Below are 24,996 nucleotides of genomic sequence, written 5' to 3'. Positions count from 1 at the left end.
TACATACCGGGCAAGGCCCGCTTGATCAGGAAACAATATAATGGCTAGTGCAAACGACAATCGCGTCATCATTTTCGACACCACCCTGCGTGACGGTGAACAGTCCCCGGGTGCGTCGATGACGCTTGATGAAAAGCTGCGCGTGGCGAATGCCTTGGCTGAGTTGAAGGTCGATGTGATCGAGGCCGGATTTGCCATCGCATCGAATGGTGACTTCCAGTCCGTCAACGAGATCGCCAAACAGGTCAAAGGCCCGACCATCTGTTCGCTGGCCCGCGCGGCCAAGGGCGACATCGAACGCGCTGCCGAGGCGCTGGAACCCGCAGAAAACAAACGTATCCATACGTTCATTTCCACCAGCCCGCTGCATATGAAATACAAATTGCAGATGGAACCGGAACGCGTTCTGGAAAAGGTCATCGAAAGCGTGACCCTGGCGCGCAAATTTACCGATGACGTCGAATGGTCGGCAGAAGACGGTTCGCGTACCGAACATGACTTCCTGTGCCGCTGCGTCGAAGCTGCGATCAATGCCGGTGCAACCACCATCAACATCCCGGACACGGTCGGTTACACCACCCCGACGGAATATGCCGATCTGATGACCATGCTGTTTAACCGGGTTCCGAACATCGACAAGGCGATCCTGTCGGTTCACTGCCATAACGATCTGGGTATGGCGGTTGCCAACTCGATCTCGGCGGTCAATGCCGGGGCCCGTCAGATCGAATGCACGATCAACGGTCTGGGTGAACGCGCGGGCAACGCCGCACTCGAAGAAATCGTTATGGCGATCAATACCCGTAACGACGCCTTCCCCTTCACCACCGGGATCGACAGCACCAAGATCATGAATGCATCGCGTCTGGTTTCGGCCGTTTCGGGCTTTGTCGTTCAGCCGAACAAGGCAATCGTTGGTGCCAATGCCTTCGCCCATGAAAGCGGCATCCATCAGGACGGCTTCCTGAAGAATTCCGAAACCTATGAAATCATGAAGCCGGAATCGATCGGCCTGAACAAATCAAGCCTGGTCATGGGCAAACATTCCGGTCGCCATGCCTTCCGTGAGAAGCTCAAAGAGCTGGGCTTTGCCGATTTGGGCGACAATGCCATCGAAGATGCCTTTGCCCGCTTCAAGGATCTGGCGGACAAGAAAAAAGAAGTCTATGACGATGATATCGTCGCACTGGTCGATGACGGCATGCGCGATAACGAACATATCAAATTCGTTGGCCTGACCGTGACCTGTGGCTCCAAAGGTCCGCAGACTGCGGAACTGGAACTGAATGTCGATGGTGAAATCCGCACGGCCAAAACCACCGGTGACGGCCCGATTGACGCGACCTTTAACGCGATCAAGGAAATCTATCCGCATGACTGGCGCCTGAAACTCTATCAGGTTCACGCCGTGACAGAGGGCACCGACGCCCAGGGCACCGTGACGGTTAAACTCGATGGCGAAGACCGCACTGTGGTTGGCAATGCATCCGATACCGATACGGTTGTTGCTTCCTGCATGGCCTATGTGACCGCCGTGAACAAACTGATCGAGAAAAGCAAGAAGACCGCCCCGGACGCCATGGCGTCCTGATCGGCCTTATTGCCTGACAAGACATTGGGGGTGGCGTTTTCGCCGCCCCCTTTTCTTTGCCGGTCACGAACGCCGGGTTGTCCCGGTTCATCGCGGTTCGATGTGTCTTGCGACATTGCATCCTGATCCGTTGGACCGGCATTGCCCCGGCTTGCTGTTTTGCCAGCTGTTTTGCCCGCTGCCGCCATGTGGTATCCTTGGTCCTGACCAGAAAGCCGGATCAGGTGATGGCATGTCGGGCACATTCAAACGATACGGGAACATCCTGTTAAGGATCGCTGTTGTGATGGCGACCATGTCGGTCTGTGTCACCACCATCAGCCAGGCTTCAAGTGACACAACAAACCAACAGCCACACACCGTTTTGGTTCCTGCCCTGCCCTATCCGCAAAGCGGACTGCGCAAACGGTTATCCGATGCCGGGAAAACACTTCCCGCCATTGATAACAGCCTGCAGGCCGATATTCCGGGCCTCTATTATCCCCCGCGTCAGATCGGCACGGACATTCCCGACGCAAACCGCCACCCTGCAATCGTAGCCCTTCCTGATTGCGATGATCACTTTCCCGAAGACTGGATCAATATCCTGCGCGATCTTGGCATCGGTGTTCTGGTGATATCACCAAACCGCGCCCATCCATCGCAGGCCTATTGCAGCGAAGGGTCACTTGGAAATCCCAAACACGGCCTGACCTATTGGGCGTTTGATGGGCTAAGCGCGCTTGGTTATCTTGCAAAGCAGCCTGACATCGACCCTGAACGGATTGCCATTTTCGGGTATGGATATGGTGGCGGCGCGGCTCAACTGGCGATTTATCGTGATGGTCATGCCAAACATTTTGCCGCACGGTTTCGCGCCCTGATCGGGTTGCGCCCGCAATGCATGTCGGAAATGAACAATTTTGCGCCAAGTCTTCTGATCGCACTGCGCGGTGATCCGTTCAACCCGCCTGCCTGGTGCCAATGGCGGATGGATCGCGACCTGACACCTGCGCGTGCATTGGTCCGTTTCGAGCTGATCGGAAATGGTGAAACAGTTGAAAAACAAGCGACTCGTAAAGTCGTCGCACCAGAAAAAAGCCCGGAGGTTGTCAGTATTGTGACAGAATTCCTGTCCCAATCCGGGGTAATCACCAAAAACAGAGAAAATTGAATTTATCCGCCAAGACCATATTCCTGATCATGTTTTTCCACCCTTATTTCAGGAAATTTACGCGCCTTAATTATTCCTCAATCCCCTGCGCAGATTATTCGTGCATCGGCTTGTTCCTTGCGCTATCAAAGCCGGTACATTCGCATTCAAGATTTTACTATTAACCGGGGCATAGGGCAGGAATGTTTTCCAAGCTTCTTGGGGTTTTATCCTCCGACATGGCGGTGGATTTGGGCACCGCGAACACACTGGTTTACGTTAAGGGGCGTGGCATCGTCCTCAACGAACCGTCCGTGGTGGCCATTACCGACGAAAAAGGCAAGAAACAGGTCCTTGCGGTTGGTGAAGAAGCCAAACAGATGCTCGGTCGTACCCCGGGGTACATTCAGGCGATCCGCCCGCTGCGTGACGGCGTTATTGCGGAATTCCATATCGCCGAAGAAATGATCAAGCACTTCATCCGCAAGGTTCACAACCGTCGCAACTTTGCCAGCCCGGAAGTCATCATTTGCGTACCGTCCGGGTCGACCGCAGTTGAACGCCGCGCCATTCAGGAAAGTGCTGAAAGTGCCGGCGCACGCAAGGTCTGGCTGATTGACGAACCGATGGCTGCGGCAATCGGTGCCGGTCTTCCGGTGACCGAGCCGACCGGATCGATGGTTGTTGATATCGGCGGTGGCACCACCGAGGTTGCCGTTCTGTCGCTGGGCGGTATCGTCTATGCACGTTCGGTACGCGTTGGTGGCGACAAGATGGACGAAGCAATCATTGCTTACATCCGTCGCACCCATAACCTTCTGGTTGGCGAAAGCACTGCTGAGCGCATCAAGAAGGAAATCGGTTCGGCCTGTGCACCCGATGATGGTGATGGCGCAACGGTTGAAATCCGTGGCCGCGACCTGATGAACGGTGTTCCGAAGGAACTTCTGATTTCCGAACGCCAGATCGCAGAAAGCCTTGCAGAACCGGTTTCAGCCATTATCGAGGCTGTTAAGGTCGCACTTGAACAGACCCCGCCGGAACTGGCAGCAGATATCGTCGACAAGGGCATCGTCCTGACCGGCGGTGGCGCGATGCTTGGCAATCTTGATTATGTCCTGCGTCATGCAACCGGCCTTCCGGTTTCGATCGCTGACGATCCTCTTTCCTGTGTTGCATTGGGTACCGGTCGCGCACTCGAAGAGAAAAAGATGCTGCGCAACGTTCTGCACACAGCATACTAAAATTTTGGCCTGAAATATCATCACCGGGTCGTATCCGTACTGGACGCGACTCGGTGATTTCGTTATGGTTGAATATCCCGTTGGGGATACAAGACGAACTTTTGGGAAATCGCGGGGAATACATTGGCACAGCATGGCGGTCCGCAGCAGCGAATCTTTTCGCCGTTACGCACGGCGCTTCACCGCTTCGCTTTCATATTGCTGATATTCACAGCTTTCGGGCTGATGCTTCTGGGGAAGGCCGATACGGTTCTGATTGAACGTATCCGTGCGGCATCTGCCGATCTCGTATCCCCGGTCATGAATGTTGTTTCCCGCCCGGCAGCCAGCATCAACGAGCTCACCGACAAGATTTACAATCTGGCCCATCTTTACGAAGAAAACGAACGCCTGCGCCGTGAAAACCAGCAATTGCTGGCCTGGCAGCAAGCCGCACGTAATCTTTCGCATGAAAATGTGCGCCTGCGTGAACTTGCACATTACACCAATCCGCCTGCCCTGCATCTTGTGACATCGCGTGTCATCGCCGACATGGGCGGGGCCTATGCCCATAGTGTGATGATTTCGGCCGGTTCGCGTGACGGTGTCGCCAAGGGACAGGCCGTTATTTCCGACGAAGGTCTGGTTGGACGCGTCGCAGAAGCCGGATATCAGGCATCGCGCGTTCTTCTGATCACCGATATCAATTCGCGCGTGCCGGTCATTGTCGAAAATTCCCGTGACCGTGCGTTCCTGTCTGGTGACAACACCAACCGTCCGCTTCTGACGTTCCTGACCGCCGATGCGGCCGTTGCACCGGGTGATCGCATTCTGACATCAGGCCATGGCGGTGCATTCCCGCCGGGTATTCCGATCGGTGTCGTGTCATCGGTATCGGAAAATGCCGTTCGTGTCGCCCCGCTGTTCCGCCGTCATCAGCTTGAATATCTGCGTGTCGCCGATTACGGCCTGCAAGGTATCCTGAGCGAAAAGCGCATCCGCGACAGTCAGGCACCGGTAAATACCAATGCCACCCAACTGTCGCCCGAAATTCCGGCCGGGGTTGGCGTGGTTCCCGCAGCACCGGCTGAACCCGCCCCGTCAGCACAGAAACCGCCGGCAGGGGAACTTCCGTGAAGCCCGGCGTCTGGCAACGACTGGACGTCATCGCACGTGGTCTTTTTCCGGCATTCAGCGTTTTCGTCCTTCTGCTGATCAACCTTTTGCCAATCAGTGTACCGTTGCTGTCCACAGCATCACCGGCGCTTGCCCTTATGGCGGTGTTCTACTGGTCGGTGAACCGGCCCGATCTTTTGACGGCGGTGGCGGCCTTCCTGCTGGGCCTGCTTCAGGATCTTCTGATGGGGTTGCCGCTTGGCGTAAGCCCGCTGGTTTTGCTTCTGGTACAGACCGGCTCGGCAAGTCAGGGACGCTTTTTCCATAACAAGCCCTTCAGCGTCATGTGGTGGGGCTTTGCCCTGGTGGCGATCCCGGCCCTGCTGATCCAGTGGTTGCTGAGTTCCGCCCTGATTGGCGCATTGTTGCCGATCAAGGCAACCATGATCAGCTATGTGCTGACCGCGGTGCTGTTTCCGATTGTTGCCTGGGTTCTGGCGCGCGCGCAAAACAGCCTGCTGCGTTATGTTTAGGGCATCGGGTATCCTTCGAAATTCCGTGCAAAATTGATGTTTTGGCAACGGCTATCGGATATGCTTGAACAAGATGGTTTCCAAGCCCTTCCAACCGGGATAAAACGGGCAAAAATCAGCAGTTTTGCACTGCAACGGTTCGCCTAGAAAAGACAGGTATTCTTCGCCCATGTGGCATCGCGATTCAGACAGGTTCAGAATGTTCACCCGACGTGCCCTTATGCTGGGTGCTGGCAAGGGTGTTTTGCTGACGGGGCTGGCCGCAAGGATGTACTATCTTCAGGTCCTTGAAAGCGACCGCTACCGGACATTGGCTGATGAAAACCGCATTTCCCACCGGCTGTTGCCGCCGCCACGCGGGCTTGTGACCGACCGGTTCGGTGCACCGCTTGCCGTGAACCGGCAGAACTATCACATCATGATCGTCCGCGAACAGACGCCCGATGTGCGCCGCACGCTTGAAATCCTTGATCAGATTATTGAACTTGGCCCCGATACCATCGAACGGGTCGAACGCGATGTTTCGCGCCGCCGGTCCTTTGTACCGGTGACTGTGCGCGACAATCTGACTTGGGATGAAGTTGCCCGTGTCGGCGTCAATGCGCCCGATCTTCCCGGACTGATCATTGATGCAGGGCGGTCACGCGACTATCCCGAAGGCCCGCATCTGGCCCACACGCTGGGCTATGTTGCTGCGGTTTCGGAAAAGGAACTTACCGGCGATCCGCTGCTTGAACTGCCGGGATTTACCATTGGCAAAAGCGGCGTTGAAAAGGTCTATGACCTTGCCCTGCGCGGAACGGCGGGCACCAGTCAGGTCGAAGTCAACGCCCTTGGCCGTGTGATCCGCGAACTTGAACGCGAAGAAGGCGAAAGCGGCAATACGGTTGTCATGACGCTTGATCTTGAATTGCAGCGCTATGCCAATCAGCGCCTTTCGGATCAGGAAAGCGCATCGGCCGTTGTCATGGACATCCATAATGGCGAAGTCCTGGCCCTGGCATCTCATCCAAGCTACGACCCGAATGCCTTTACCAACGGCATTTCCCACAAGCTTTGGAACAGTCTGGTCAACAATACCTATGCGCCGCTGTCGAACAAGGCAGTGAACGGGACCTATGCGCCCGGGTCGACCTTCAAGATGTGCGTCGCCCTTGCCGGGCTTGAGGCCGGGATCATCACGCCCAATCAGAAATTCTTCTGCAGCGGCCATCTTGATCTTGGCAATGCCCGGTTCCATTGCTGGAAACGTGGTGGTCATGGCTGGATGAACATGCATGACTCGCTCAAGCATTCCTGCGACGTCTATTATTATGAAATCTCGCAAAAGATCGGCATCGACCGGATCGCCGCCATGGCTCACAAGCTTGGTCTGGGCGAAGAAACCGGCATTGATCTTCCCAATGAACGCAGCGGCCTGATCCCGACCAAGGACTGGAAGGAAATCCAGCTTGGCAAACGTTGGCAGGGTGGTGAAACCCTGATTGCCTCGATCGGTCAGGGATATGTTCTGGCCACCCCGCTTCAGCTTTGCACCATGACCGCACGTCTGGCATCGGGCAAGGCCGTGCGACCGCACCTGACACGCGATCATGTAACACCCGAAGGTGTCACCAGCCGCGAAGCAGAAGAATTCCCTGACCTTCAGGTCAGCCGTGTCAATCTGGCGCGTATCCGCGACGGCATGAACGGTGTGACCAACGAATTGCGCGGTACCGGCCATGGCGCCCGGATCAAGATCAAGGGCATGGAAATGGCCGGCAAAAGTGGTACCAGCCAGGTGCGCCGTATCACCATGCGCGAACGCCAGACCACAGGCGTTCTGGGCAATGACGAATTGCCATGGAAATATCGCGACCACGCATTGTTTGTGGCCTTCGCCCCGGTCGACAATCCGCGCTACGCCTGTACGGTGGTGGTTGAACATGGCGGCGGTGGATCCAGTGTTGCTGGCCCGATTGTCCGCGATCTTCTTTTGAAGGCACAGGAACTGCAATCCGCCCGTCAGGGAATATCGGCTGCCAACTTGCCCAACAGCGCCCAGCTGCGCCCAAGACCAGCCCAGAACAACCGTAATGAGGGCTGATCCATGGCCATGAGCAAATATCGCATTGGTGAAGATCCGGACTATGTGCCGATCGGACGGCGACTGTTGCTGTTGAACTGGACACTGGTTCTGTTGATCGCGGCATTGTCGGGGATCGGCTTTGCCATGCTTTATTCCGCGGCCAATGGATCGTTCCAGCCATGGGCCGAACGCCAGATGATGCGTTTTGCGGTCGGGTCGGCCCTGATGATCGTGATTGCAGTAACCGATATTCGTGTCTGGCTGAAACTGGCCTATTTTTCCTATTTCGTTGCGCTGGTTTTGCTGGTTGGCGTCGAAATCAAGGGTGATATCGGCATGGGTGCGCAACGCTGGATCAATCTTGGCTTCTTCCAGTTGCAACCATCGGAATTGATGAAGATCTCGCTGGTGCTGGCTTTGGCCCGGTATTTCCACGGTCTGACGGTCGAAGATTCCGGCCGGATTACCCTTTTGATCCCGCCACTTTTGATGGTGCTGGCCCCGGCGGCACTGGTGTTGCGCCAGCCTGACCTTGGAACGGCACTTTTGCTGATTGCCGGGGGTGGTGTGATTTTCTGGCTAGCCGGTGTCCGGATGTGGAAATTTGCCCTTATTCTTGGCACCGCCCTTGCCGCAATCCCGATTGGCTGGCAGTTCCTGCGCGATTATCAGAAGAACCGCGTTCTGACGTTTCTTAATCCGGAAAATGATCCGCTGGGTGCGGGCTATCACATTACCCAGTCAAAGATTGCACTGGGGTCCGGCGGCCTGTTTGGCAAAGGCTTCATGCTGGGGTCGCAAAGCCACCTGAACTTCCTGCCTGAAAAGCAGACCGACTTTATCTTTACCATGCTGGGTGAGGAGTTCGGTCTTGTCGGTGGTCTGGCGCTGCTGGCTCTTTATGCGCTGGTCATTACCTATGGCTATGTGATTGCGCTGCGCTGTCGCAACCAGTTCGGGCGTCTGGTTGCCATCGGGGTGACATCGACCTTCTTCCTGTATGTCTTCATCAATATCGCGATGGTGATGGGGCTGATCCCGGTGGTCGGCGTGCCATTGCCACTGGTGTCGTATGGCGGCACCGTGATGATGACCATTCTGGTCAGTTTCGGACTGTTGATGAGTGTTTCAATCCACCGCGACATTCGCATATCCCGTCAGGGGAATGACGACGGCCGGAACTAGACCGCCGCCCGTCAATGCCATCGACGTTCTGCGATCAGGTTTCGGAAACCGACAGGTTTGAATGTTCGGGGATTTGCTTGAAATCGCAGGGTTCACAACGATTTCGGCCATTTTCCTTGGCATCATACAGCGCGCTATCCGCCAGCGAGTACATCACAGCCGATATATCGCCGCTGTCCCAGCTTTTAAGCCCGTCGATATGCATGGTTGTTTCGTGATCAAGGTTGGCCATACCGGCAGATGACGGAAGCCCCGCAATCCCGAAACTTGCCGTGAAGTGCAGATCATGGCCGCCAAAGGCAACAACAGCCTTTTCAAAGGCCCCGCGCAGACGTTCTGCCAGCTTCATCGCCCCTTCGATTTCTTCGCCGGGTAACAGAACGGCGAATTCTTCACCGCCCATTCGGGCCGGCAGATCAATGTCGCGCAGGCTTGACTGCATCACTTTGGCCAGTTCGACCAGAACCGCATCACCGGCCTGATGCCCGTGTGTGTCGTTAAACGCCTTGAAGCGGTCAATATCGAGCAGAATGATCGAAACCGGCGTGTCGCGGCGACGCCAGACAGAAATCGCTTCTTCAAACCGCGTCAGATAGGACCGGCGGTTCGGCAAACCGGTCAGCGGATCGGTCGAGGCCAGCACTTCGAGCTTTTTCATTGCCGCATTCAATTCTTCGGTTCGCGCAGCGACGCGGGCCTCAAGATTGACATTGGCATCAAGCAGTTCGTCGCGTGCCTTGCGCAGCTGGCCCAATTGCCCGCGGATCATGCCAAACAGACCCACCGTGACAGACCCCAGCAACTGGATTTCATCATCATGCCGGTGATATGGCGGCATCTCCATCGGCTTGGACTCATCGGTCGGGTCGGATTTGACCAGATAGTTGCCAAGACGCACCAGCGGCCGCGAAAAGATATAATAGCTCATGCCTGCAAAAATGATGGCCATCAATGCCGCCAATATCATGGTCGCAAGAAATGACCAGGACAGACGTGAAAACAGGGCGGTGACAAAAACCTGCGGGCTGAATTCAATGATCATTTCGCCCATGACGGTGGCGGGTTCGACATCAGGGTCGCGCACAGGCACGCTGATGGTTTGCAAACCGCCAAACAGTTTTTCGGCCCAACGGCTGGTCGGAATTTCCCCCGCCGCGCGGCGTCTTTCATAGAAGACATCACCGTCAGACGTCATCAGTGCGACGCGCTGAATGGACCGCTGGTTCATCATGCCGCCAACCATCACATCGGCGAGACTACGGTCGTGTTTCTTAAGCGCTTCAACGGCAACCGGCACGTTGGATGCGGTCACACGCTGATTGCCCTGCTGATAGATCTCGGCAAGCCAGCGATAATCCTGATATCCGCGAAATGCAACGATCAGCAAACCAAGACCAACAGCAAGCAACAGGGAATATTTCAATTGCCGGGCGGCAATTGTACTTCCCAGTTTCAGGCTGGCCAGCGCATCGTTATCATCTTCGTCCGATTGCCTAGCCAAGCCTGCATTCCCTCACTTTTAAGTGGTCCTGATTTTTGGGCTTTCAGTTAATTATGTTCTTTGTCGTGCGACAAAAGCCCAAACCGATATTCTGCCCCCAAGGGCGCGTTGACAAGACTAAACCGGGAAAAATCAACTTTATCCCAGTCCCGCGTGAACAATATGTCATTAAAGTCAGCCATATTTTCGCGCGTAACAGCTTCCATTCTAAACGTTATTTCGGGATGGTCTTTCAGAAATTCAACGCCATTAACGTAATCATGCAACAAAACCATCACCCAGGCACCGGCAAAAAAATGCCCGCCATGGGTCAACGTCATCTCGCCATCGGTTACGGCATCAAGTCCTTCTGTTGACCAGTTAAGGCCACCAACAAAAACATCCTTGCCCGGAACCCGCCCAGCTTCTTTCAATGCGGCGATCGCGCCAAGGGCGATATTATCGTTTGCCGCCCATACCGCATCAATGCAGCCACCGCGCTTTATCCACGCCTCGGTCTGGCGGAATGCTTCGTCATATGACCAGTTCGCAACGATACGGCGCTGTTCGCGCAACACCGGATAGCGGCTAAGTGCGTGATCAAGCCCCTTAAGGCGTTGCAAGGATGCCGGGGTGTTGCGGTCTCCGGCAATTGACAACAGACACAGTGTCTGGGGCATCGCGTCCCCTTGTGCCAGGCGCGCGCCATCAATCAGCGACAGGGCAATATCATAGCCCGCGCGTTCGTTATCGGGGGTCAGCGTCAGGATCCAGTTTTTGATATCCTTGCGCGGGGTGCCATAGGTGTATTTCTGTTCCTGGGTAAGATCATTCAGCAACATGATCACCGGAATGCCGCGCTTTTCGGCTTCGAGCACGATGCGTGTTCCTTGCTGATGTTCATTGACCGCGATGATGTAATCGGGGGGTGGTTGCATGGCAAAGGCCTGCTCGGCACTTTCAACCATCATTTTCCAGTCTCGATCACTGTCAAAAACCGTCAGCTCATAGCCGAACTGATCGGCTGCGGCCTGCATGGTGTCGCGAACATCTTTCCAGAACCCGCGATCACCATAGCCCGGATTGATAAAGGCCACACGAATGTGGTCGGACTGATCCCCATTTTGTTGTGCGTTTGTTTTTAATGGCGCTGCCACAACACACAATAAACCGACCCCAAGCAGAGCCCAAAACAACCTATGCACTTCTCATTCCCCGAAGAAACGCTGCCACAGCCAAAACCGTATTTCAGCAATCCATACGATCGGATAGTGAATTTCGCTTCAAAGGTCAAATGATCTGCGCGAATTTAATTTAGAATACCTATAATATTATGATGACTGCCACATCTTCCTGATCTGGCAGTCCATCCAAGTTGTTGTTTGCGCATGACAAACCGTCAAAACGGTACTGTCGGCGGATAGATGAATAATCATCTTGTCCACCGCACGAAACAGGCTGAAACAGCCCGACAGTACGCGATTTTGACGTTAAAGGGCGGGACTCTTACGGGGAACCCGATTGTGCACGGCTAAGTGCACGGGCAAGTTCCTCGTTGGACATGTTGGCGCGATCTTCGATCCCTTGCTGCTGAGCAAGATGATAAAGATCATCCCGGCGCCATTTGTTGAAGTCCGGCTTTCGATAGGGACGAAACGTGGATGTTTCCCGTTCTGACTTCGAGAGTCTGTTAAAGCTCGCCACTCTTGCCTCCTTTATGGGACGGTCCAAGCGATCTCGGCACAGTGCTTTCCCCCGAAACTGTAAAAGTGCCGTAACAATTCATGTAGGAGAGTTTGGAAGAATTTCTATTCCCCCTGCCCGGTTTTTCCCGGAAATGTGCGGCATACCCCTGATATGGAACGAAAAATAAGTATCGGGAACATCTCCACCATCACAATTTATCGTCACTTTATTGTTGAAATGTCATTTCTGTTGGGGGGGCCTGAAATCTCTGATAGCATCAAACAAAACACTGATCAGGGATGTGTCATATGGCATTGCATTTTGAACGCCAGGAACTGGCAAACCGCCGCGCACGAACAATTGAAAAGCTCGAAAAGGCCGGTCTCGACGGGCTGTTGATGTTCCGTCAGGAAAGCATGTTTTACCTGACCGGGTATGACACATTCGGCTATGTGTTTTTCCAGTGCCTGTATCTTGGTGTTGACGGTCGGGTTGCGCTGATTACGCGGGCACCTGATCTGCGACAGGCGCAACATACATCCGATATCGACGATATCCGCATCTGGGTCGATGGCCCTGACGTCAATCCGGCCTTCCAGTTGCGTGACATGCTGGCTGAATTCGGCTGTGGCGGCAAAACCCTTGGTGTCGAGTATGAGGCCTATGGCCTGACCGCAGCCAATGGCAAAAAGCTTGAAACCGCGCTGGACGGCTTTTGTACGCTTAAAGATGCATCGGGACTGGTTTCCGAATTGCGCGTCGTCAAAAGCCCGGCCGAACTTGATTATATCCGCAAGGCTGCCGAACTGGCTGATGACGCATGGGATGCTGCGCTTGATACGGTTCATCCCGGCGCATTCGAAGGCGATATTCTGGCGGCTATGCAGGGCGCTATTTTCGCAGGCGGCGGGGATTATCCGGGCAATGAATTCATTATCGGTGCCGGACGCGATGCCTTGTTGTGCCGGTATTTCACCGGGCGCAAACATATCGCCCAGACCGACCAGATCACTTTGGAATGGGCGGGTGCCTATCGGCACTATCATGCGGCGATGATGCGCACCATCCCGGTTGGCAAGGCCCTGCCCCGGCATATTGAAATGCACAAGGTCGCAACCGATGCGCTGGTTGCCTGCCGCGAGGCGCTTCGCCCCGGCGAGCCAATCGGCAAGGTGTTTGATGCCTATGCCAAGGTCTGTGATAAGGCCGGAATGCGCGCCCACCGGCTCAATGCCTGTGGCTATTCGATGGGCACGACCTTTGCCCCGAACTGGATGGACTGGCCGATGTTCTATCACGGCAACCCGGTGATTGCCGAACCGGGCATGGTATTCTTCCTGCACATGATCCTGATGGACAGCGAAAGCGGAATTGCCATGTGCCCGGGCCATTCGGTCATTGTCACCGAAACCGGCAATGACAGCGTATCGCGCCATGGCCTTGATCTGATCACGCGCTGATCATGTAAACAAAGGGCAACCTGTGTCGGGTTGCCCTTTGCATTTTCAGTCCAGTCGTTATGCCGATCTGATATCGATCTGACACCGATCAAACATTGGCGCCCCCACACCATCTTTATCAGGCTGAGATCAGACCTAGATCAGGCCAAGTTCGGCCTTCATGGCCACAACCGTGTCATCGGCCGTCTTGTCGAGTTCGGCAATCCTTGCAGTGATCTCGTCGCCAAAGGCGCCGTCATACCCTTCAAGGCGGCGGGCTTCTTCGGCAAGTTTGGCAGCTGCCATATTTGCCGCCATCCCCTTGATGGTGTGGGCAGCTTCGTGCAGGGCCTTGCTGTCATGATTGCTTGCCGCACTCACTAGTCGCGCGCGTTCTTCCTGATAGGATGAGCTCAGCAACCCGACCAGCATCCCAAAATGTTCTTTGCCCAACGCTGAACTGACTTCTGCAAACCGGCTTTTATCGATCAGATCCATTCATGTATCTTTCGTCACAAGTCGTGGTTTCAGACCGTACACATCCCCGATATCCGGGACGCTACCTTATTGATACTGCATCCGCCCATGAACCGGATCACCGCCCCACATCAATACCGCATCGTCGGGGCATTATGCCGCTTGTTCCAGCACCGCTTTCGCCCAGTTTACCGTGGCGTCGTCTATGGCCTGCATATGCCGGTATTTTTCGAACTGGCTCGCAATCAGCACAAGCCGTTTGTCAAAGGCCGGCGGACATTCAAGACTAAGAAGCTCCTCGGCAAGCGGGTCAAAGGCCGCATTCTGGAATTCCAGCGAAAGACTGATCCGTGGTTCGGTGGCATGTTTGCTGGCCCGACCACCCCAATGATACAAATCCTGCCGCCACCCCATCACCGCCCCGGGTTCGGCTGGTAACGCCCTGACATCCTGCAACAAAACGTCTTTTGGCTTCATTACCGACGCACCATAACACCTTTCGAAACAACGCGGCAATACGTACATACAGCCGTTTTCGGGGCTTGCCTTGCTCAGTGGCACCCACAGTGAAAGACTGATCAGCATGTCATCGCCAATGACGCTTTCGCCCTGATAATCGCGATGGGGCGGCCAGCCGCGCCCGCCTTCGCCCGGATCAACATGCCAGGCCCAGAAATGCGGTAACAACGCAACCCGGTCGCCCAGAAAATGACTAAGTAACGGGCGCAGGCGCAAAAACACCTGCCATGCCTCGTCATATAGATAGATCAGCGCGGGCGACATGCCGTTGGCAACAAGGGTTTCGATCCCGTCACGCAATTTGGCAAGTTCGGCAACCGGCAGAACATCCTCGATCAGGAAATATCCCTCGTCCCAGAAACGCTCCGAAAGCACACCACCATCAAAGCCGCCGTCACGCGCCCCGATTTCCTCGACCACGTGACCGATTGGTGCGCCATCAGAAATCGACAATTGCGGATTAAGCTTTTGCCACTGTTCGGGCAGCATGGCGTTTTTCGGTGTGATCATCGACAAATGTCCGGTATTGAAGGTGGCCGGACGATACGCAGCACCCGCCCTATTGGCAAGTCCCCTTCGGCCATGGCAAAACGGTCCGTGGCACTGGTTTGCCCGTTCAAAAACGAGTTTGGCTCTTTCAATGGCACCCAACATGACATCATCCCGGACGGCCGCGCCCATCAATCATGGTGGCGCTATTGATACAGCTGCACGCAAATACGGCATTCCGGCCGCAGAATGGCTTGATCTGTCCACCGGGATCAATCCATGTCCCTATCAGGTTGATGACATCCCCGCCATTCAGTGGCAACGCCTGCCACTGGCATCCGAACTGGCAGCCCTTGGGGATGCTGCCTGTGCATATTACGGCATCCCCGATCCGGCCTATCTTGCCTGCGCACCGGGGACCCAGGCGCTAATCCAGACAATCCCGTTCTGGATCAGGGATCATGTCGAAGTGTCTGCCGTGCATATCATGGGGCCGACCTATGGCGAACATGCGCATTGCTGGGACCGGGCCGGTCACATCTGCCATATCCATGAAACCGCGGCCGATGCGCGTCTTGATCATGCAAAACGGCTGCTTGCATCGGCAGGTCCCGGCGCCGTCATCATCATTGTCAATCCGAACAATCCCGATGGCGGCCTTATCCCGGTAAAGGATATCTGCGAACTATCCCGGTATGCACGGCAGGCCGATAGCTGGCTGATCATTGATGAAGCCTTTATGGATTGTCAGCCCGATCAGTCGGTCTGCCCGATGATCGCGGATTTACCCCATACATTGGTGCTGCGTTCCTTTGGCAAGTTTTTCGGACTGGCCGGTATCCGGTTGGGGTGTGTTGTCATGGCCCCCGATCTGGTCACATCGCTAAGCGAACGCATTGGCCCATGGGCCATTCCCGGCCCGACAATGACAATTGCCACCCGGGCATTTGCCGATACAGACTGGCAGCAAGGAACCAGACAACGCCTGCATGCCGATGGTCTGCGACTGGATCGGGAAGTTACGACCAAGACGTCGCTTGCCCTTTGCGGGACGACCGATCTGTTTCGGTATTATGATGGCGGCGATTGTGCCGAACTGGCCGATCATCTGGCGCGGCGCGCTATTCTGGTCCGGCTGTTTGATCACGACCGCGCCAAGATCCGGTTTGGCTTTCCCGGTACGTCAGATGACTGGCAACGCCTGATCAGCGCACTTGACGACTGGCAGGATCGTTCATGACGGCAAAGCTTTGCGCCGCTTCTGACCTGTCGGGATCGCAAATGTCTTACAGACCGTTTTCTTCCCAGGATTGTTTTTTACGGTAAATCGTTGATGGGCTGACGCCAAGCGCATCGGCAGCCCGCGGAATGGATCCGCCGCAACGTTCGATGGCTTCTTCAATCGCCTGTTTTTCCACCTGCCAAAGTGGCCGGATTTCACCAAACCCCAGTCCCGGCGCGCCAAGACCTTGCGACGGCATGCTTATGCGGTCATTCGATGCACCATTGGTGCCGACAAGCTGGCTGCTTTTGTCTGACTGGTGATTTTCAACAACCTTGCGCATCTGGCGCGCCCCGGCCAGAAAGGCCAGCGCCTCGGGATCGCCTTCCCACAGCCGTCCACTTCCCCCGGAATCACGCGAGACCACCGGATGGGGCGGCGGGGCTTCGATTGTCGCAGACCCGAAACGGTCATCCTCGGTCCCGCTATTGACCGGACGCGGCACCATGGCAAGGGTGACTTCGGTACCGTTATTCAAAACAACGATATTTCGGATGATGTTTTGCAGCTGCCGGATGTTTCCGGGCCAGGTATAGCGCGCAAACAGGGCGGATACTTCCGGACTGAATTGTTCGAAGTCACGGCCTTCTTCGCGGGTGTAGCGTTGAAGATAGAAATTGGCGATCTGAAGGATGTCGTTATCGCGGTCGCGCAGGGGCGGCATATGAAGCGGGATCACATGAAGACGGTAATAAAGATCTTCACGGAACCGCCCGGCACGCACTTCTTCAAGCGGATCACGGTTGGTCGCACAAACAAACCGCACATCGACCGTTTCAATCGAACTGCCACCGACTTTCTGGAATGTGCCGGTCTGGATGAAACGCAGAAGCTTGGTCTGAAGATCCAGATCCATTTCGCAGATTTCATCCAGAAACAGTGTACCGCCTTCGGCCCGGTGTGCCGCACCTTCGCGGTCGGAAACCGCACCGGTAAAGGCCCCTTTGACGTGACCGAAAATCTCGCTTTCCATCAGGTCCTTGGGAATGGCACCACAGTTCAGCGGTATGAACGGTTCCTTGGAACGTTCCGATCGCCTGTGAATGGCTTCGGCGGCAAGTTCCTTGCCCGTACCCGATTCACCGGTGATGAACACGGTCGCGCGGCTTGGTGCGGCATTTTCAATGATGCGATAAATGTCGCGCATATTGTCCGACCCGCCGATGATGTCAAAATACATCTCGTCGGTGTCCGCCCCTGCAAGGTCCACATCAGGTCCATCGGGAATTGACGGCGCACCGGCCAGCGCCTTGGTCACGGTTTCACGCAATTTGTCGGCAGTAAACGGCTTTAACAAAAAGTCCCATGCCCCTTCGCGCATGGCTTCGACCGCAACATTGACCGATCCGTGCGCGGTGATGACGACTATTTTGCAATCCGGGCAAATCTGGGCAGCACTGCGCAGCACGTCACGCCCGTCCATGTCAGGCAGAACAAGATCAAGAACCAGAACATCGGGCGGGTTTTGACGCAATCGTTCAATCGCATCCGTGCCATTGACCACATGATCAACCAGATGACCATCCGCACGCAGGTAGTCTTGATACACACGCGCAAGCGACAATGTATCTTCCACAATTACAATGCGTGCCTGATCTGGCATTTTCGTGTTCATGTCCCGATATAGCCACTATGGCCCAACATACCGATAGAGCTGTGTTCGTCACAACTGCTAACATTCTTGCAGTGGCTTCCTAAAGCATACACAATCAGACTAAGGTTAAAAAAGGCATAGTTTTTACGCCGTTACCTGCCACCAGGAGTACCAGTTTTGAACTACAAGACAGAAACCGCTAACGGGACCACAAAAGTTGAACTTAGTGGTCGTTTTACATTTGGTGACCATTCCAGTTTTCGCAAACTGATCGAAGAGATCCGCCCGCACGGCTCAGACACATATGTCCTCGACGTTGCCGGTGTGGAATTCATCGATTCCGCAGGCCTTGGCATGCTGCTGCTTGCCCGTGACGAAGGCGAAAAGACCAACACATCCGTGGTCATTCGCGGCGCACAGGGACAGGTCAAACGCATGCTTGAAGTCGCCCGCTTCGATACTTTGTTCAAATTGGAAGACTAAGATATGACTGCTGGCAAAGAAAGCCGCACCGCCCATTCGGTCGCCATTGCGCAGTCGCTTGCCCAAAGCGACATTGATGCCCTCCTTGCCAGCAGTGCTCTCTGGGATGCCCCGGATCGTGTTTCAGTCAAAAGCGTTACGGGGCAAACACCCGAAGACTTTTCGCACAACAGGCGGTTTTCGGTGTGTTTCCTGCCATCCGGTGTCGGACGGGAATGGCTTGGCGGCCTGACCCGTCTGGACTGCGACACGTTTGTTGAATGTTCATCTGAAATCGATTTCGCCGATCTGGCACCGCTGATCCCGACAAATGGCGGGCGCAGCCATGCGCTTTCGGTCTGTATGTCAACGCGCAGTGCCTATCACCTTCCTGTCGCGCGCAAATTCGTGACCGCCCTGCGCCATCGCGGCCTGATCGCCGAAAAAATCGCGGCGACCGTTGAAATGGCGGTTCAGGAAGCCTTCGCCAATTCGCTTATTCACGGCAATCTCGAACTCGATACCAGTGGCCACCTGTCGATGGACAGCTTCACCGAACTGGGCGAAGAAACCAAACGCCGGCTGGCGTCAAGCAAGCATGGCGCACGCGTCATTCTGTTGACCGCGCGCCGCAAAAAGAACGGCCATATCGTGATTACCGTCAATGATCAGGGCAATGGATTTACCCCGCCATCCGATTCCTGCTCAACCGCGGTGGCCGGGCGCAAAACAACATTTGGCCGCGGATTGCCGCTGATCAAAAGCCTGTGCCATTCCGTCAGCTTTTCACGCAGCGGGCGCAGCATCGAGCTGCAATTCGATCAGGACAAGGCCGACCTTCTGACGACATCGGATATCTTTGTATCCGAACTGGACGGTAATAAAGACCAGGTCCCCGATACCGATATCCGCAACCCGCAAAATGCAACCATTCTGATTGCCGATGACACGATGTTGTCGCGCGAAATCATCGCGTCCTATCTGCGATCGGACGGGTTTACCAATCTGGTCTTTGCCAAGGATGGCGAAGATGCACTTGATCAGGTCAAAATCCATAATCCCGACCTGATCATCCTTGATATCATCATGCCGAAACTTGATGGTTACGGGGTGTGCAAGGCCATCCGCGCCAATCCGGATTACGCCGAAACCCCGATCATCGCCCAGACCGCCCTTGAAGAAAACGAAGGCCGGACACGGATTTTCGATGATGGCGCGACCGACCTTATCCTTAAGCCGCTTAACAAGGCGGAACTGATCGCGCGCACACGCATTCATCTTGAAAACCGGCTTCTGGTCAAACAGTTGCAAGCCTATCAGGAACGCACGCGTTCTGAACTGACCATGGCGCGCGACATGCAGGAAAACCTCAACCCCACCCCGGAAAACTACCGCGGTACCGGTATTGATTACGGGCTTCGGATCAGTGCGACTTTCCAGATGTCATCGGAACTTGGCGGCGATATGTGGGGATTGATGCCGATCGACGAACACCGACTTGGTGTTTATATCGTCGATTTTGCCGGACATGGTCTTGGTGCCGCACTGAACACATTCCGCCTGCATTCCCTGATCTGGTCTGATCAGCTCCATGATCGGGAGCCGGGCGAATATCTTGAAAACCTGAACCGCCATCTCAAGGGGCTTTTGCCGATCGGGCAATATGCCACCATGCTCTATGGGATCATCGACCGGGTCGAAAGCAAGTTCACCTATGCCAGTGCGGCCTGCACATCCCCGGTTCTGGGCAACAGCCTGACCGGTCAGGCACGGTATCTTGACGGATCGGGTGTCCCGCTTGGCGTGGTGCGCAATGCACGTTACGAAACCCGCGAGGTGCCGTTTACCGGTGCCAATTTCCTGCTGCTTTACAGTGATGCACTGATTGAAACCACACTTGATGACGGCCAGTTCCTGAGCGAGGAAAAGCTGCTGTCGATGCTGCGTGAAACCATCATTGAAAGTAAGTCGGAAATTGATCTGGCCGCCCAGATTGCCGATCAGTTCATGGACCGCGCCCCGGCTCAGCTTGCCGATGACTTTACCATCGTTTCGTTGCAATCAACGCCAATCCCCTGCGCCATTTGATGCAGGGGACATTCAGGCATCAGGAATGGTAACGCGCCCGTCCAAGCGATGAATGGACCAGATCACCAAACGGTTCGGCGTCACTCCAGACAAACTGGCTGTGATCGACCATCGGTTCGGCCCGGTCACGCATGACGATATCGCGTTTTTTGGCTTCGATGCGTCCGGCAATAACCGTGCGCACCAGGTTGGCAAGCCCCTTGCGCGCCCCGGCATGATCGGGCTCAGCCGCAAGAACATTACCCAACTGATCCAAGGCCCGCATTTTATCCCGGCATCCCAGAAGATCGGCGGCCAATACCCGTAATTCACGGGCATCGGGACGCAAACTGATGGCAATTTCCAGATGTTCAAGCCCGGTGTCACGACGGCCCGTCTGGATATAAACCCGGGTCAGTCCCAGATGGGTCGCGGCATCAAGATCATCAATCAGCAACGCCCGCCCGAACGCATTAAGCGCAAGCTCACCCAAACCAAGATCAAGCAGGACATGCCCCAAAACGCGCAGCCGCGCCGGTTGGCTTGGCAGACTGTCAATCAGTTGACGCAGACGCGTGCGGATCTCGGGGGCAAGGTCAATCTCCCCCGCGATTGCGATGTCAGATGTCTGCGAAATCTGTGTCTGAGACGACATTGCCAGATGCCCCGTTCTCGCCAAAAACCGGGAACCATCGTCATTTTGGCCTGATGGCAATGATCCCGTTCAGAACAGATTAACGTCATCTGGTTGCGGGAAGATTAACCGAGTCGCACCGATTGCACCGTTTGTTGTTTTTTCTGACACAGGCAGGATATTCACGCCCGAAGCGCATCCGAAAGTGCGACCAACCGTGGTTCACGGTCCGGGCGGGCAAAGAAATAGCCCTGCATCAACCGACCGCCAAGCGCCATGACCGCATCGCGCTGACTTTCGGTTTCAATGCCTTCAAGCACGCAATCGATATCAAGATTGGCACACATATCGACAACGGTTTTAACAATACGGCGGCTGCGTTCGTTATTGGCAAGCGGCGTGATGAAGCTGCGATCGACCTTCAACGCGTCAAATTCCAGTTCATGCACATAGCGCAAACTGGAATAGCCGATACCGAAATCATCCAGGGCGACACGTGCCCCATGCTGGCGCAAATAACGGATGCTGGTGCGTGCCGCGGCGAAATCGCGCAGGAATGCGGTTTCGGTAACCTCGAATGTCAGCCGCGCGGGATCGATATTCTTGTGCGTAATCTGTTCGATCAGCCATTCAACCGTATCGGACAAAACAATATCGCGGGCTGACAGATTGAACGATACCTGCACACTCCCCGGCCAACCCGCCATATCTTCAAGCAGCTTTTCAAACAACACACGGGTCAGGAAACTGACCTGGCCGGTCTTTTCGGCAACCGGGAAAAACGTTGCGGGTGAAACCCGGCCCATTGTTTCGCTGTCCCAGCGTGCCAAGGCTTCAATCGAATTGACCCGGCCGGTCTTGATGTTGAAGACCGGCTGATAATGAAGCGACAATTCCCGCGAAAGATCAGCCTTGCGCAGGGCCTGCTCGATCTGGGAATCATGACGGATCAATGTTTCATGGTGGGCTGCAAACAGCACCGGTTCGCCCGGGCAGTTTTTCTTGGCGTGATAAAGCGCGAAATCCGCACGTTCGAACAATCCGTTCGAATTACGCGCCACACTTGGATATGTCGCAAAACCAAGGGATGCGGACACCTGAACCGTGATGTTGCTTAGAACAAATGGACGGTTCAGCGCCTTGCACAGCTCGCATCCGAGTTCGATCAGTTCTATGGCATCGCGACCTTTGGTCAGAATGACGCCAAATTCATCACCGCCAAGGCGCGCCAGCAATGTTTCATCGCCGAGAATACGGCGCAACCGCATCCCGGCCTGGATAAGCAACTCATCACCAATCGGATGACCATGCACGTCATTGACCGGCTTGAAACCGTCCAGATCAATCATCGCAACGGCGAACTGGTCATTGGGACCGGCCTGCGCGACCGTTTGTTCGAGCATGGCAAAGAAGGCGCGACGATTGGACAGCCCGGTCAATGCGTCAATCAGCGCAAGCGCCTCATTCTGGCGCGACAGCTCGATGGTTGTCTGATGCTGATCTTCAAGATCAAGCTGGGTATCGATCAAACCGGCAAAGTTGGAATAAAAACTTCGGATGATCTGAATGATCATCACCGACACCAGCGCCATATTCACCGCAATCGCGACATAGACTTCATTGCCGCTCAGCCCGAAAAACATGACAAAGGTGCCAAGAACGATCACCACCACCAGCATCGCGGCGGGCGGGAAATTGACCAGACAAAAGATGCAGCCAACAACGGTGATCGAAATGAAATAGGCAACATGCCCCTTCTGATACGGGTCGCCATAGCCAAACATCGTGATCGCCCATGCCGTGAAAAGCACGGCGATCGCCGCCGCCAGAACCCGTATTTTGCGCAGATGCCCGATACAGACCGCAATGTCACTGACATCAAGCCCCGCCCGGCTCCATGAAATGGCGCGCACAACGCACACCACCGCAAGAATGCCGATGGCGTAAATCGTCAGCCAGTCGGGTGCGACCCCGTAATGGGTGTAGGCCAGCGCAACCGCATTGGCCAACAGCAACATGTAAAGCACCGGTATCTGCCGCGACAGGGCCCTTACCTGTGCACGGATCAGTTCCGGTTTCTCTGTATGTATTCTGAAGATATCGGCAACACGTTGCCCAAACTCGCCGACTGCCACGGATCAGGAACCTAATACTTTCATTGTCGTAGCAAAATACTACACAGAATTTATATTAGATAACATACCTTGATCGCCAAACTCGCCAAAAGCGCGTATTTATTCCTCAATTCACCACTTTAAGCGGTTTTGGCTGTACCACAAAAACTACGCACCGACGGGCCCGTTAGCCGCCTTTTCCGGCCGGCTTGACCGTTGACTTGTTTGACGGATTTCTCTTTGCAGTCTTGCGCGGTCTTTTGTCCCTGGCATCCTTGATCGACCGGGCACGATGGGCCGCGCCAAGTGCCATATGGGCAAACGCCATCAGTTGATCGCCATCCTCGATCCATTCACCGGGCACTTCGAAATAGGACAGTGTCTGCGCGCGTCCTGATGGCACAACAAACGGCGCCATGCCCATGTCATCATATGCCTTGCGGGTTTGTTCATCCCCCTTGAGATAGGCAACATCATCGGCAACGATGGCAAAAAACACCCCGTCGCAATAAAGGCCAAACCCGCCAAACATCCGTTTGATCCGGATCGTGCCCAGTGGCGCAAGGATCTCTGCAAATGTCAGAACAAATTCGTTATCGACCGATGCCATTAAGGATTTCGCCTTCAACACCTTCGGAAATCAGGTAATCGCGCAAAGAACGCCCCGGAACCGGGCGGTATTTGGCGGTTGAAATTTCCATCCCCCGGATACGGTCGGCCCGAAACACGCGGAATGCTTCGCGCAATTCGCACCAGCACGCCAAAAGCCACGTACTGCCAAAAAACAGCATCCCCAACGGCCAGACACGACGTTTGGTCTCGTCGCCCTTGGCATCGGTATAATCAATATCAATCAGATTGCGTTCCCGAATGGCCCGCCTCAGATCAGGCATCGAAATCGAAATCGGTTCCTGTGCAATTTCGGCAACAGCAATCGGCACCCCGCCAATCAGACCGCGCATTTTTTCCGGCAGGACAGCTTCGATCTTGGTCAGAGCATCCCCGGCCGCGCGGGCCATTTGCGGATCGGTCCAGCTTTGCACCATCCGGGCTGCCACCACCAGGGCCTCGATCTCGTCGGCATCAAACATCAAGGGTGGCAAATCATACCCATCACGCAGGATATAGCCGACACCGGCCTCGCCTTCGACCGGGACACCGGACGCGGCAAGATCGCGAATATCGCGGTAAATCGTACGTTCGGAAACTTCGAGTTCCTCGGCCAAATCACATGCCCGGCACAATTTCCGGCGGCGCAAGATTTGAACAAGGCGAAATAATCGGTCGGCCCTTCTCATGATCGCTCCTTCGTCATCCTGCCCTGAAAATTATCATACCGCTCCTGACAGGCTCCTGTCAGGAGGGATGTGCAACCATTGAGAAATCGGGACAGGATCAAACGCCAATGTCAGGAGCATGACAATGAAAGTCACCAACTCATACCCCATCATCATCACCGACAAATTCACCCAAAGCCGCGCCTTTTACAAAAAGCTTGGCTTTACCCCGGTGTTTGATGGCGACTGGTATTGCCAGCTTGTCTGGTCGGATTTTCCGTCCGTTCAGCTTGGCCTGATGAAACCGGGCCACGAAACCCAGCCGGCCATATTCCATGCCGCCACCCTTGGCGAAGGCAGTGTGATGTGTCTTGAAGTCGAAGATGCGGGAACTGCCGCCAGCGAGTTGCGCGATGCCGGTTTCGAATTCGCCATGGATGTCCGTGACGAACCGTGGGGGCAACGTCATTTTGCCTTGCTTGATCCCAATGGCGTGCGCCTTGATATCGCAAGCCAGACCGGGCAAATCGCACCGGAATATGCCCATCACTTCCTTGATGATACCCAGGCCATTCTGGCCTGATCCCCCTTGCGCCAAACCGTACGACTTGAACGCCCCAAATCAAAT

The 24,996-nt window shown here is 55.1% G+C and carries 22 protein-coding genes; 12 read left to right on the top strand and 10 right to left on the bottom strand.

All coding sequences use genetic code 11. From position 1 onward, the window contains the following. The first annotated feature begins 40 nt into the window (after window positions 1–40). The 7 genes from WA429_RS16040 to rodA all read left to right on the top strand — a co-directional run bounded on the left by WA429_RS16040 (window position 41) and on the right by rodA (window position 8,848). Complete coding sequence (locus WA429_RS16040) at window positions 41–1,591, top strand: 2-isopropylmalate synthase (protein WP_101247880.1); 1,551 nt, start codon at window positions 41–43, stop codon at window positions 1,589–1,591. 232 nt (window positions 1,592–1,823) lie between these two features. Beyond that, a complete protein-coding gene (locus WA429_RS16035; RefSeq protein ID WP_287466429.1) occupies window positions 1,824–2,744 on the top strand; it encodes an alpha/beta hydrolase family protein in 921 nt (306 codons plus the stop codon). Window positions 2,745–2,926: 182 nt separating this feature from the next. Then, window positions 2,927–3,967 (top strand): rod shape-determining protein, encoded by a 1,041-nt coding sequence (locus WA429_RS16030; protein WP_008892088.1) that lies wholly within the window; start codon window positions 2,927–2,929, stop codon window positions 3,965–3,967. Between the two features lie 123 nt (window positions 3,968–4,090). Beyond that, on the top strand, window positions 4,091–5,083 hold the full coding sequence (mreC, locus tag WA429_RS16025) for a rod shape-determining protein MreC (protein WP_068517106.1): 993 nt from the start codon (window positions 4,091–4,093) through the stop codon (window positions 5,081–5,083). Continuing rightward, window positions 5,080–5,595, top strand: coding sequence for a rod shape-determining protein MreD (mreD, locus tag WA429_RS16020; protein WP_068517105.1), 516 nt, complete (start codon window positions 5,080–5,082; stop codon window positions 5,593–5,595). The genes mreC and mreD overlap by 4 nt, the downstream gene beginning before the upstream one ends. A 169-nt stretch (window positions 5,596–5,764) precedes the next feature. Continuing rightward, on the top strand, window positions 5,765–7,681 hold the full coding sequence (mrdA, locus tag WA429_RS16015; RefSeq protein ID WP_068517104.1) for a penicillin-binding protein 2: 1,917 nt from the start codon (window positions 5,765–5,767) through the stop codon (window positions 7,679–7,681). A 3-nt stretch (window positions 7,682–7,684) separates the two neighbouring features. Next, window positions 7,685–8,848, top strand: a complete 1,164-nt coding sequence (gene rodA / locus WA429_RS16010; RefSeq protein WP_287466430.1) for a rod shape-determining protein RodA — start codon at window positions 7,685–7,687, stop codon at window positions 8,846–8,848. Window positions 8,849–8,882: 34 nt separating this feature from the next. Here rodA and WA429_RS16005 read toward each other — a convergent pair whose 3' ends face one another. The 3 genes from WA429_RS16005 to WA429_RS15995 all read right to left on the bottom strand — a co-directional run bounded on the left by WA429_RS16005 (window position 8,883) and on the right by WA429_RS15995 (window position 12,032). After that, window positions 8,883–10,349 carry a GGDEF domain-containing protein gene (locus tag WA429_RS16005; protein WP_287466431.1) on the bottom strand — a complete coding sequence of 489 codons (1,467 nt, stop codon included), beginning with the start codon at window positions 10,347–10,349 and terminating at the stop codon, window positions 8,883–8,885. 47 nt (window positions 10,350–10,396) lie between these two features. Then, window positions 10,397–11,485, bottom strand: a complete 1,089-nt coding sequence (locus WA429_RS16000) for an ABC transporter substrate-binding protein (RefSeq protein ID WP_287466432.1) — start codon at window positions 11,483–11,485, stop codon at window positions 10,397–10,399. 349 nt (window positions 11,486–11,834) lie between these two features. Continuing rightward, window positions 11,835–12,032, bottom strand: coding sequence for a hypothetical protein (locus tag WA429_RS15995; RefSeq protein WP_082817667.1), 198 nt, complete (start codon window positions 12,030–12,032; stop codon window positions 11,835–11,837). A gap of 290 nt (window positions 12,033–12,322) precedes the next feature. Here WA429_RS15995 and WA429_RS15990 point away from each other — a divergent pair, with 290 nt between their 5' ends. Beyond that, the gene (locus WA429_RS15990) at window positions 12,323–13,474 is read left to right on the top strand and encodes a M24 family metallopeptidase (RefSeq protein ID WP_101247877.1); all 1,152 of its coding nucleotides are present in this window, start codon (window positions 12,323–12,325) and stop codon (window positions 13,472–13,474) included. Window positions 13,475–13,609: 135 nt separating this feature from the next. Here the strand turns inward: WA429_RS15990 and WA429_RS15985 are convergent, their stop codons facing one another. Together WA429_RS15985 and WA429_RS15980 are read right to left on the bottom strand one after the other, a co-directional pair. Next, window positions 13,610–13,951 carry an Hpt domain-containing protein gene (locus WA429_RS15985; protein ID WP_287466433.1) on the bottom strand — a complete coding sequence of 114 codons (342 nt, stop codon included), beginning with the start codon at window positions 13,949–13,951 and terminating at the stop codon, window positions 13,610–13,612. Window positions 13,952–14,083: 132 nt separating this feature from the next. After that, the gene (locus WA429_RS15980) at window positions 14,084–14,959 is read right to left on the bottom strand and encodes a phytanoyl-CoA dioxygenase family protein (RefSeq protein WP_287466434.1); all 876 of its coding nucleotides are present in this window, start codon (window positions 14,957–14,959) and stop codon (window positions 14,084–14,086) included. A gap of 142 nt (window positions 14,960–15,101) precedes the next feature. Here WA429_RS15980 and cobD point away from each other — a divergent pair, with 142 nt between their 5' ends. After that, on the top strand, window positions 15,102–16,178 hold the full coding sequence (gene cobD / locus WA429_RS15975) for a threonine-phosphate decarboxylase CobD (RefSeq protein WP_287466435.1): 1,077 nt from the start codon (window positions 15,102–15,104) through the stop codon (window positions 16,176–16,178). A gap of 46 nt (window positions 16,179–16,224) precedes the next feature. On the opposite strand, the gene WA429_RS15970 is transcribed toward cobD, so the two are convergent. Then, the gene (locus WA429_RS15970; protein ID WP_250282760.1) at window positions 16,225–17,823 is read right to left on the bottom strand and encodes a sigma-54-dependent transcriptional regulator; all 1,599 of its coding nucleotides are present in this window, start codon (window positions 17,821–17,823) and stop codon (window positions 16,225–16,227) included. 168 nt (window positions 17,824–17,991) lie between these two features. On the opposite strand from WA429_RS15970, the gene WA429_RS15965 reads away from it, so the two are divergent. Together WA429_RS15965 and WA429_RS15960 are read left to right on the top strand one after the other, a co-directional pair. Then, a complete protein-coding gene (locus tag WA429_RS15965) occupies window positions 17,992–18,297 on the top strand; it encodes an STAS domain-containing protein (protein WP_068517097.1) in 306 nt (101 codons plus the stop codon). Window positions 18,298–18,300: 3 nt separating this feature from the next. After that, window positions 18,301–20,364: a SpoIIE family protein phosphatase gene (locus WA429_RS15960; protein WP_287466436.1), complete on the top strand. Its 2,064-nt coding sequence runs from the start codon at window positions 18,301–18,303 to the stop codon at window positions 20,362–20,364. Window positions 20,365–20,383: 19 nt separating this feature from the next. Here the strand turns inward: WA429_RS15960 and WA429_RS15955 are convergent, their stop codons facing one another. The 4 genes from WA429_RS15955 to WA429_RS15940 all read right to left on the bottom strand — a co-directional run bounded on the left by WA429_RS15955 (window position 20,384) and on the right by WA429_RS15940 (window position 24,389). Beyond that, a complete protein-coding gene (locus WA429_RS15955) occupies window positions 20,384–20,998 on the bottom strand; it encodes a hypothetical protein (protein WP_287466437.1) in 615 nt (204 codons plus the stop codon). A gap of 161 nt (window positions 20,999–21,159) precedes the next feature. After that, the gene (locus WA429_RS15950) at window positions 21,160–23,112 is read right to left on the bottom strand and encodes a putative bifunctional diguanylate cyclase/phosphodiesterase (RefSeq protein ID WP_287466438.1); all 1,953 of its coding nucleotides are present in this window, start codon (window positions 23,110–23,112) and stop codon (window positions 21,160–21,162) included. A 166-nt stretch (window positions 23,113–23,278) separates the two neighbouring features. After that, window positions 23,279–23,701, bottom strand: coding sequence for a TfoX/Sxy family protein (locus WA429_RS15945; protein ID WP_287466439.1), 423 nt, complete (start codon window positions 23,699–23,701; stop codon window positions 23,279–23,281). Further along, entirely contained in the window at window positions 23,685–24,389 is a 705-nt protein-coding gene (locus tag WA429_RS15940) for a helix-turn-helix transcriptional regulator (protein ID WP_068517093.1), read from the bottom strand. Before WA429_RS15940 ends, WA429_RS15945 begins: the two co-directional genes overlap by 17 nt. A 124-nt stretch (window positions 24,390–24,513) precedes the next feature. On the opposite strand from WA429_RS15940, the gene WA429_RS15935 reads away from it, so the two are divergent. Next, window positions 24,514–24,951 (top strand): VOC family protein, encoded by a 438-nt coding sequence (locus tag WA429_RS15935; RefSeq protein WP_068517092.1) that lies wholly within the window; start codon window positions 24,514–24,516, stop codon window positions 24,949–24,951. Window positions 24,952–24,996 lie beyond the last annotated feature (45 nt).

Origin of the sequence: Thalassospira sp. CH_XMU1420-2, assembly GCF_037029325.1 — a bacterium.
GTDB classification, from domain to species: domain Bacteria; phylum Pseudomonadota; class Alphaproteobacteria; order Rhodospirillales; family Thalassospiraceae; genus Thalassospira; species Thalassospira povalilytica.
Note: the sequence above shows the minus strand (reverse complement) of the source record. Positions and strands in the feature narration are given on the sequence as shown.

Excerpts from the sequence above, each read along its gene's own strand:
- WA429_RS16040 (WP_101247880.1), top strand. The coding sequence starts at position 41 with ATGGCTAGTGCAAACGACAATCGCGTCATCATTTTCGACACCACCCTG.
- WA429_RS16035 (WP_287466429.1), top strand. The coding sequence starts at position 1,824 with ATGTCGGGCACATTCAAACGATACGGGAACATCCTGTTAAGGATCGCT.
- WA429_RS16030 (WP_008892088.1), top strand. The coding sequence starts at position 2,927 with ATGTTTTCCAAGCTTCTTGGGGTTTTATCCTCCGACATGGCGGTGGAT.
- mrdA (WP_068517104.1), top strand. The coding sequence starts at position 5,765 with ATGTGGCATCGCGATTCAGACAGGTTCAGAATGTTCACCCGACGTGCC.
- rodA (WP_287466430.1), top strand. The coding sequence starts at position 7,685 with ATGGCCATGAGCAAATATCGCATTGGTGAAGATCCGGACTATGTGCCG.
- WA429_RS15990 (WP_101247877.1), top strand. The coding sequence starts at position 12,323 with ATGGCATTGCATTTTGAACGCCAGGAACTGGCAAACCGCCGCGCACGA.
- WA429_RS15985 (WP_287466433.1), bottom strand. The coding sequence starts at position 13,951 with ATGGATCTGATCGATAAAAGCCGGTTTGCAGAAGTCAGTTCAGCGTTG.
- WA429_RS15980 (WP_287466434.1), bottom strand. The coding sequence starts at position 14,959 with ATGATCACACCGAAAAACGCCATGCTGCCCGAACAGTGGCAAAAGCTT.
- cobD (WP_287466435.1), top strand. The coding sequence starts at position 15,102 with ATGACATCATCCCGGACGGCCGCGCCCATCAATCATGGTGGCGCTATT.
- WA429_RS15970 (WP_250282760.1), bottom strand. The coding sequence starts at position 17,823 with ATGCCAGATCAGGCACGCATTGTAATTGTGGAAGATACATTGTCGCTT.
- WA429_RS15960 (WP_287466436.1), top strand. The coding sequence starts at position 18,301 with ATGACTGCTGGCAAAGAAAGCCGCACCGCCCATTCGGTCGCCATTGCG.
- WA429_RS15955 (WP_287466437.1), bottom strand. The coding sequence starts at position 20,998 with ATGTCGTCTCAGACACAGATTTCGCAGACATCTGACATCGCAATCGCG.
- WA429_RS15945 (WP_287466439.1), bottom strand. The coding sequence starts at position 23,701 with ATGGCATCGGTCGATAACGAATTTGTTCTGACATTTGCAGAGATCCTT.
- WA429_RS15940 (WP_068517093.1), bottom strand. The coding sequence starts at position 24,389 with ATGAGAAGGGCCGACCGATTATTTCGCCTTGTTCAAATCTTGCGCCGC.
- WA429_RS15935 (WP_068517092.1), top strand. The coding sequence starts at position 24,514 with ATGAAAGTCACCAACTCATACCCCATCATCATCACCGACAAATTCACC.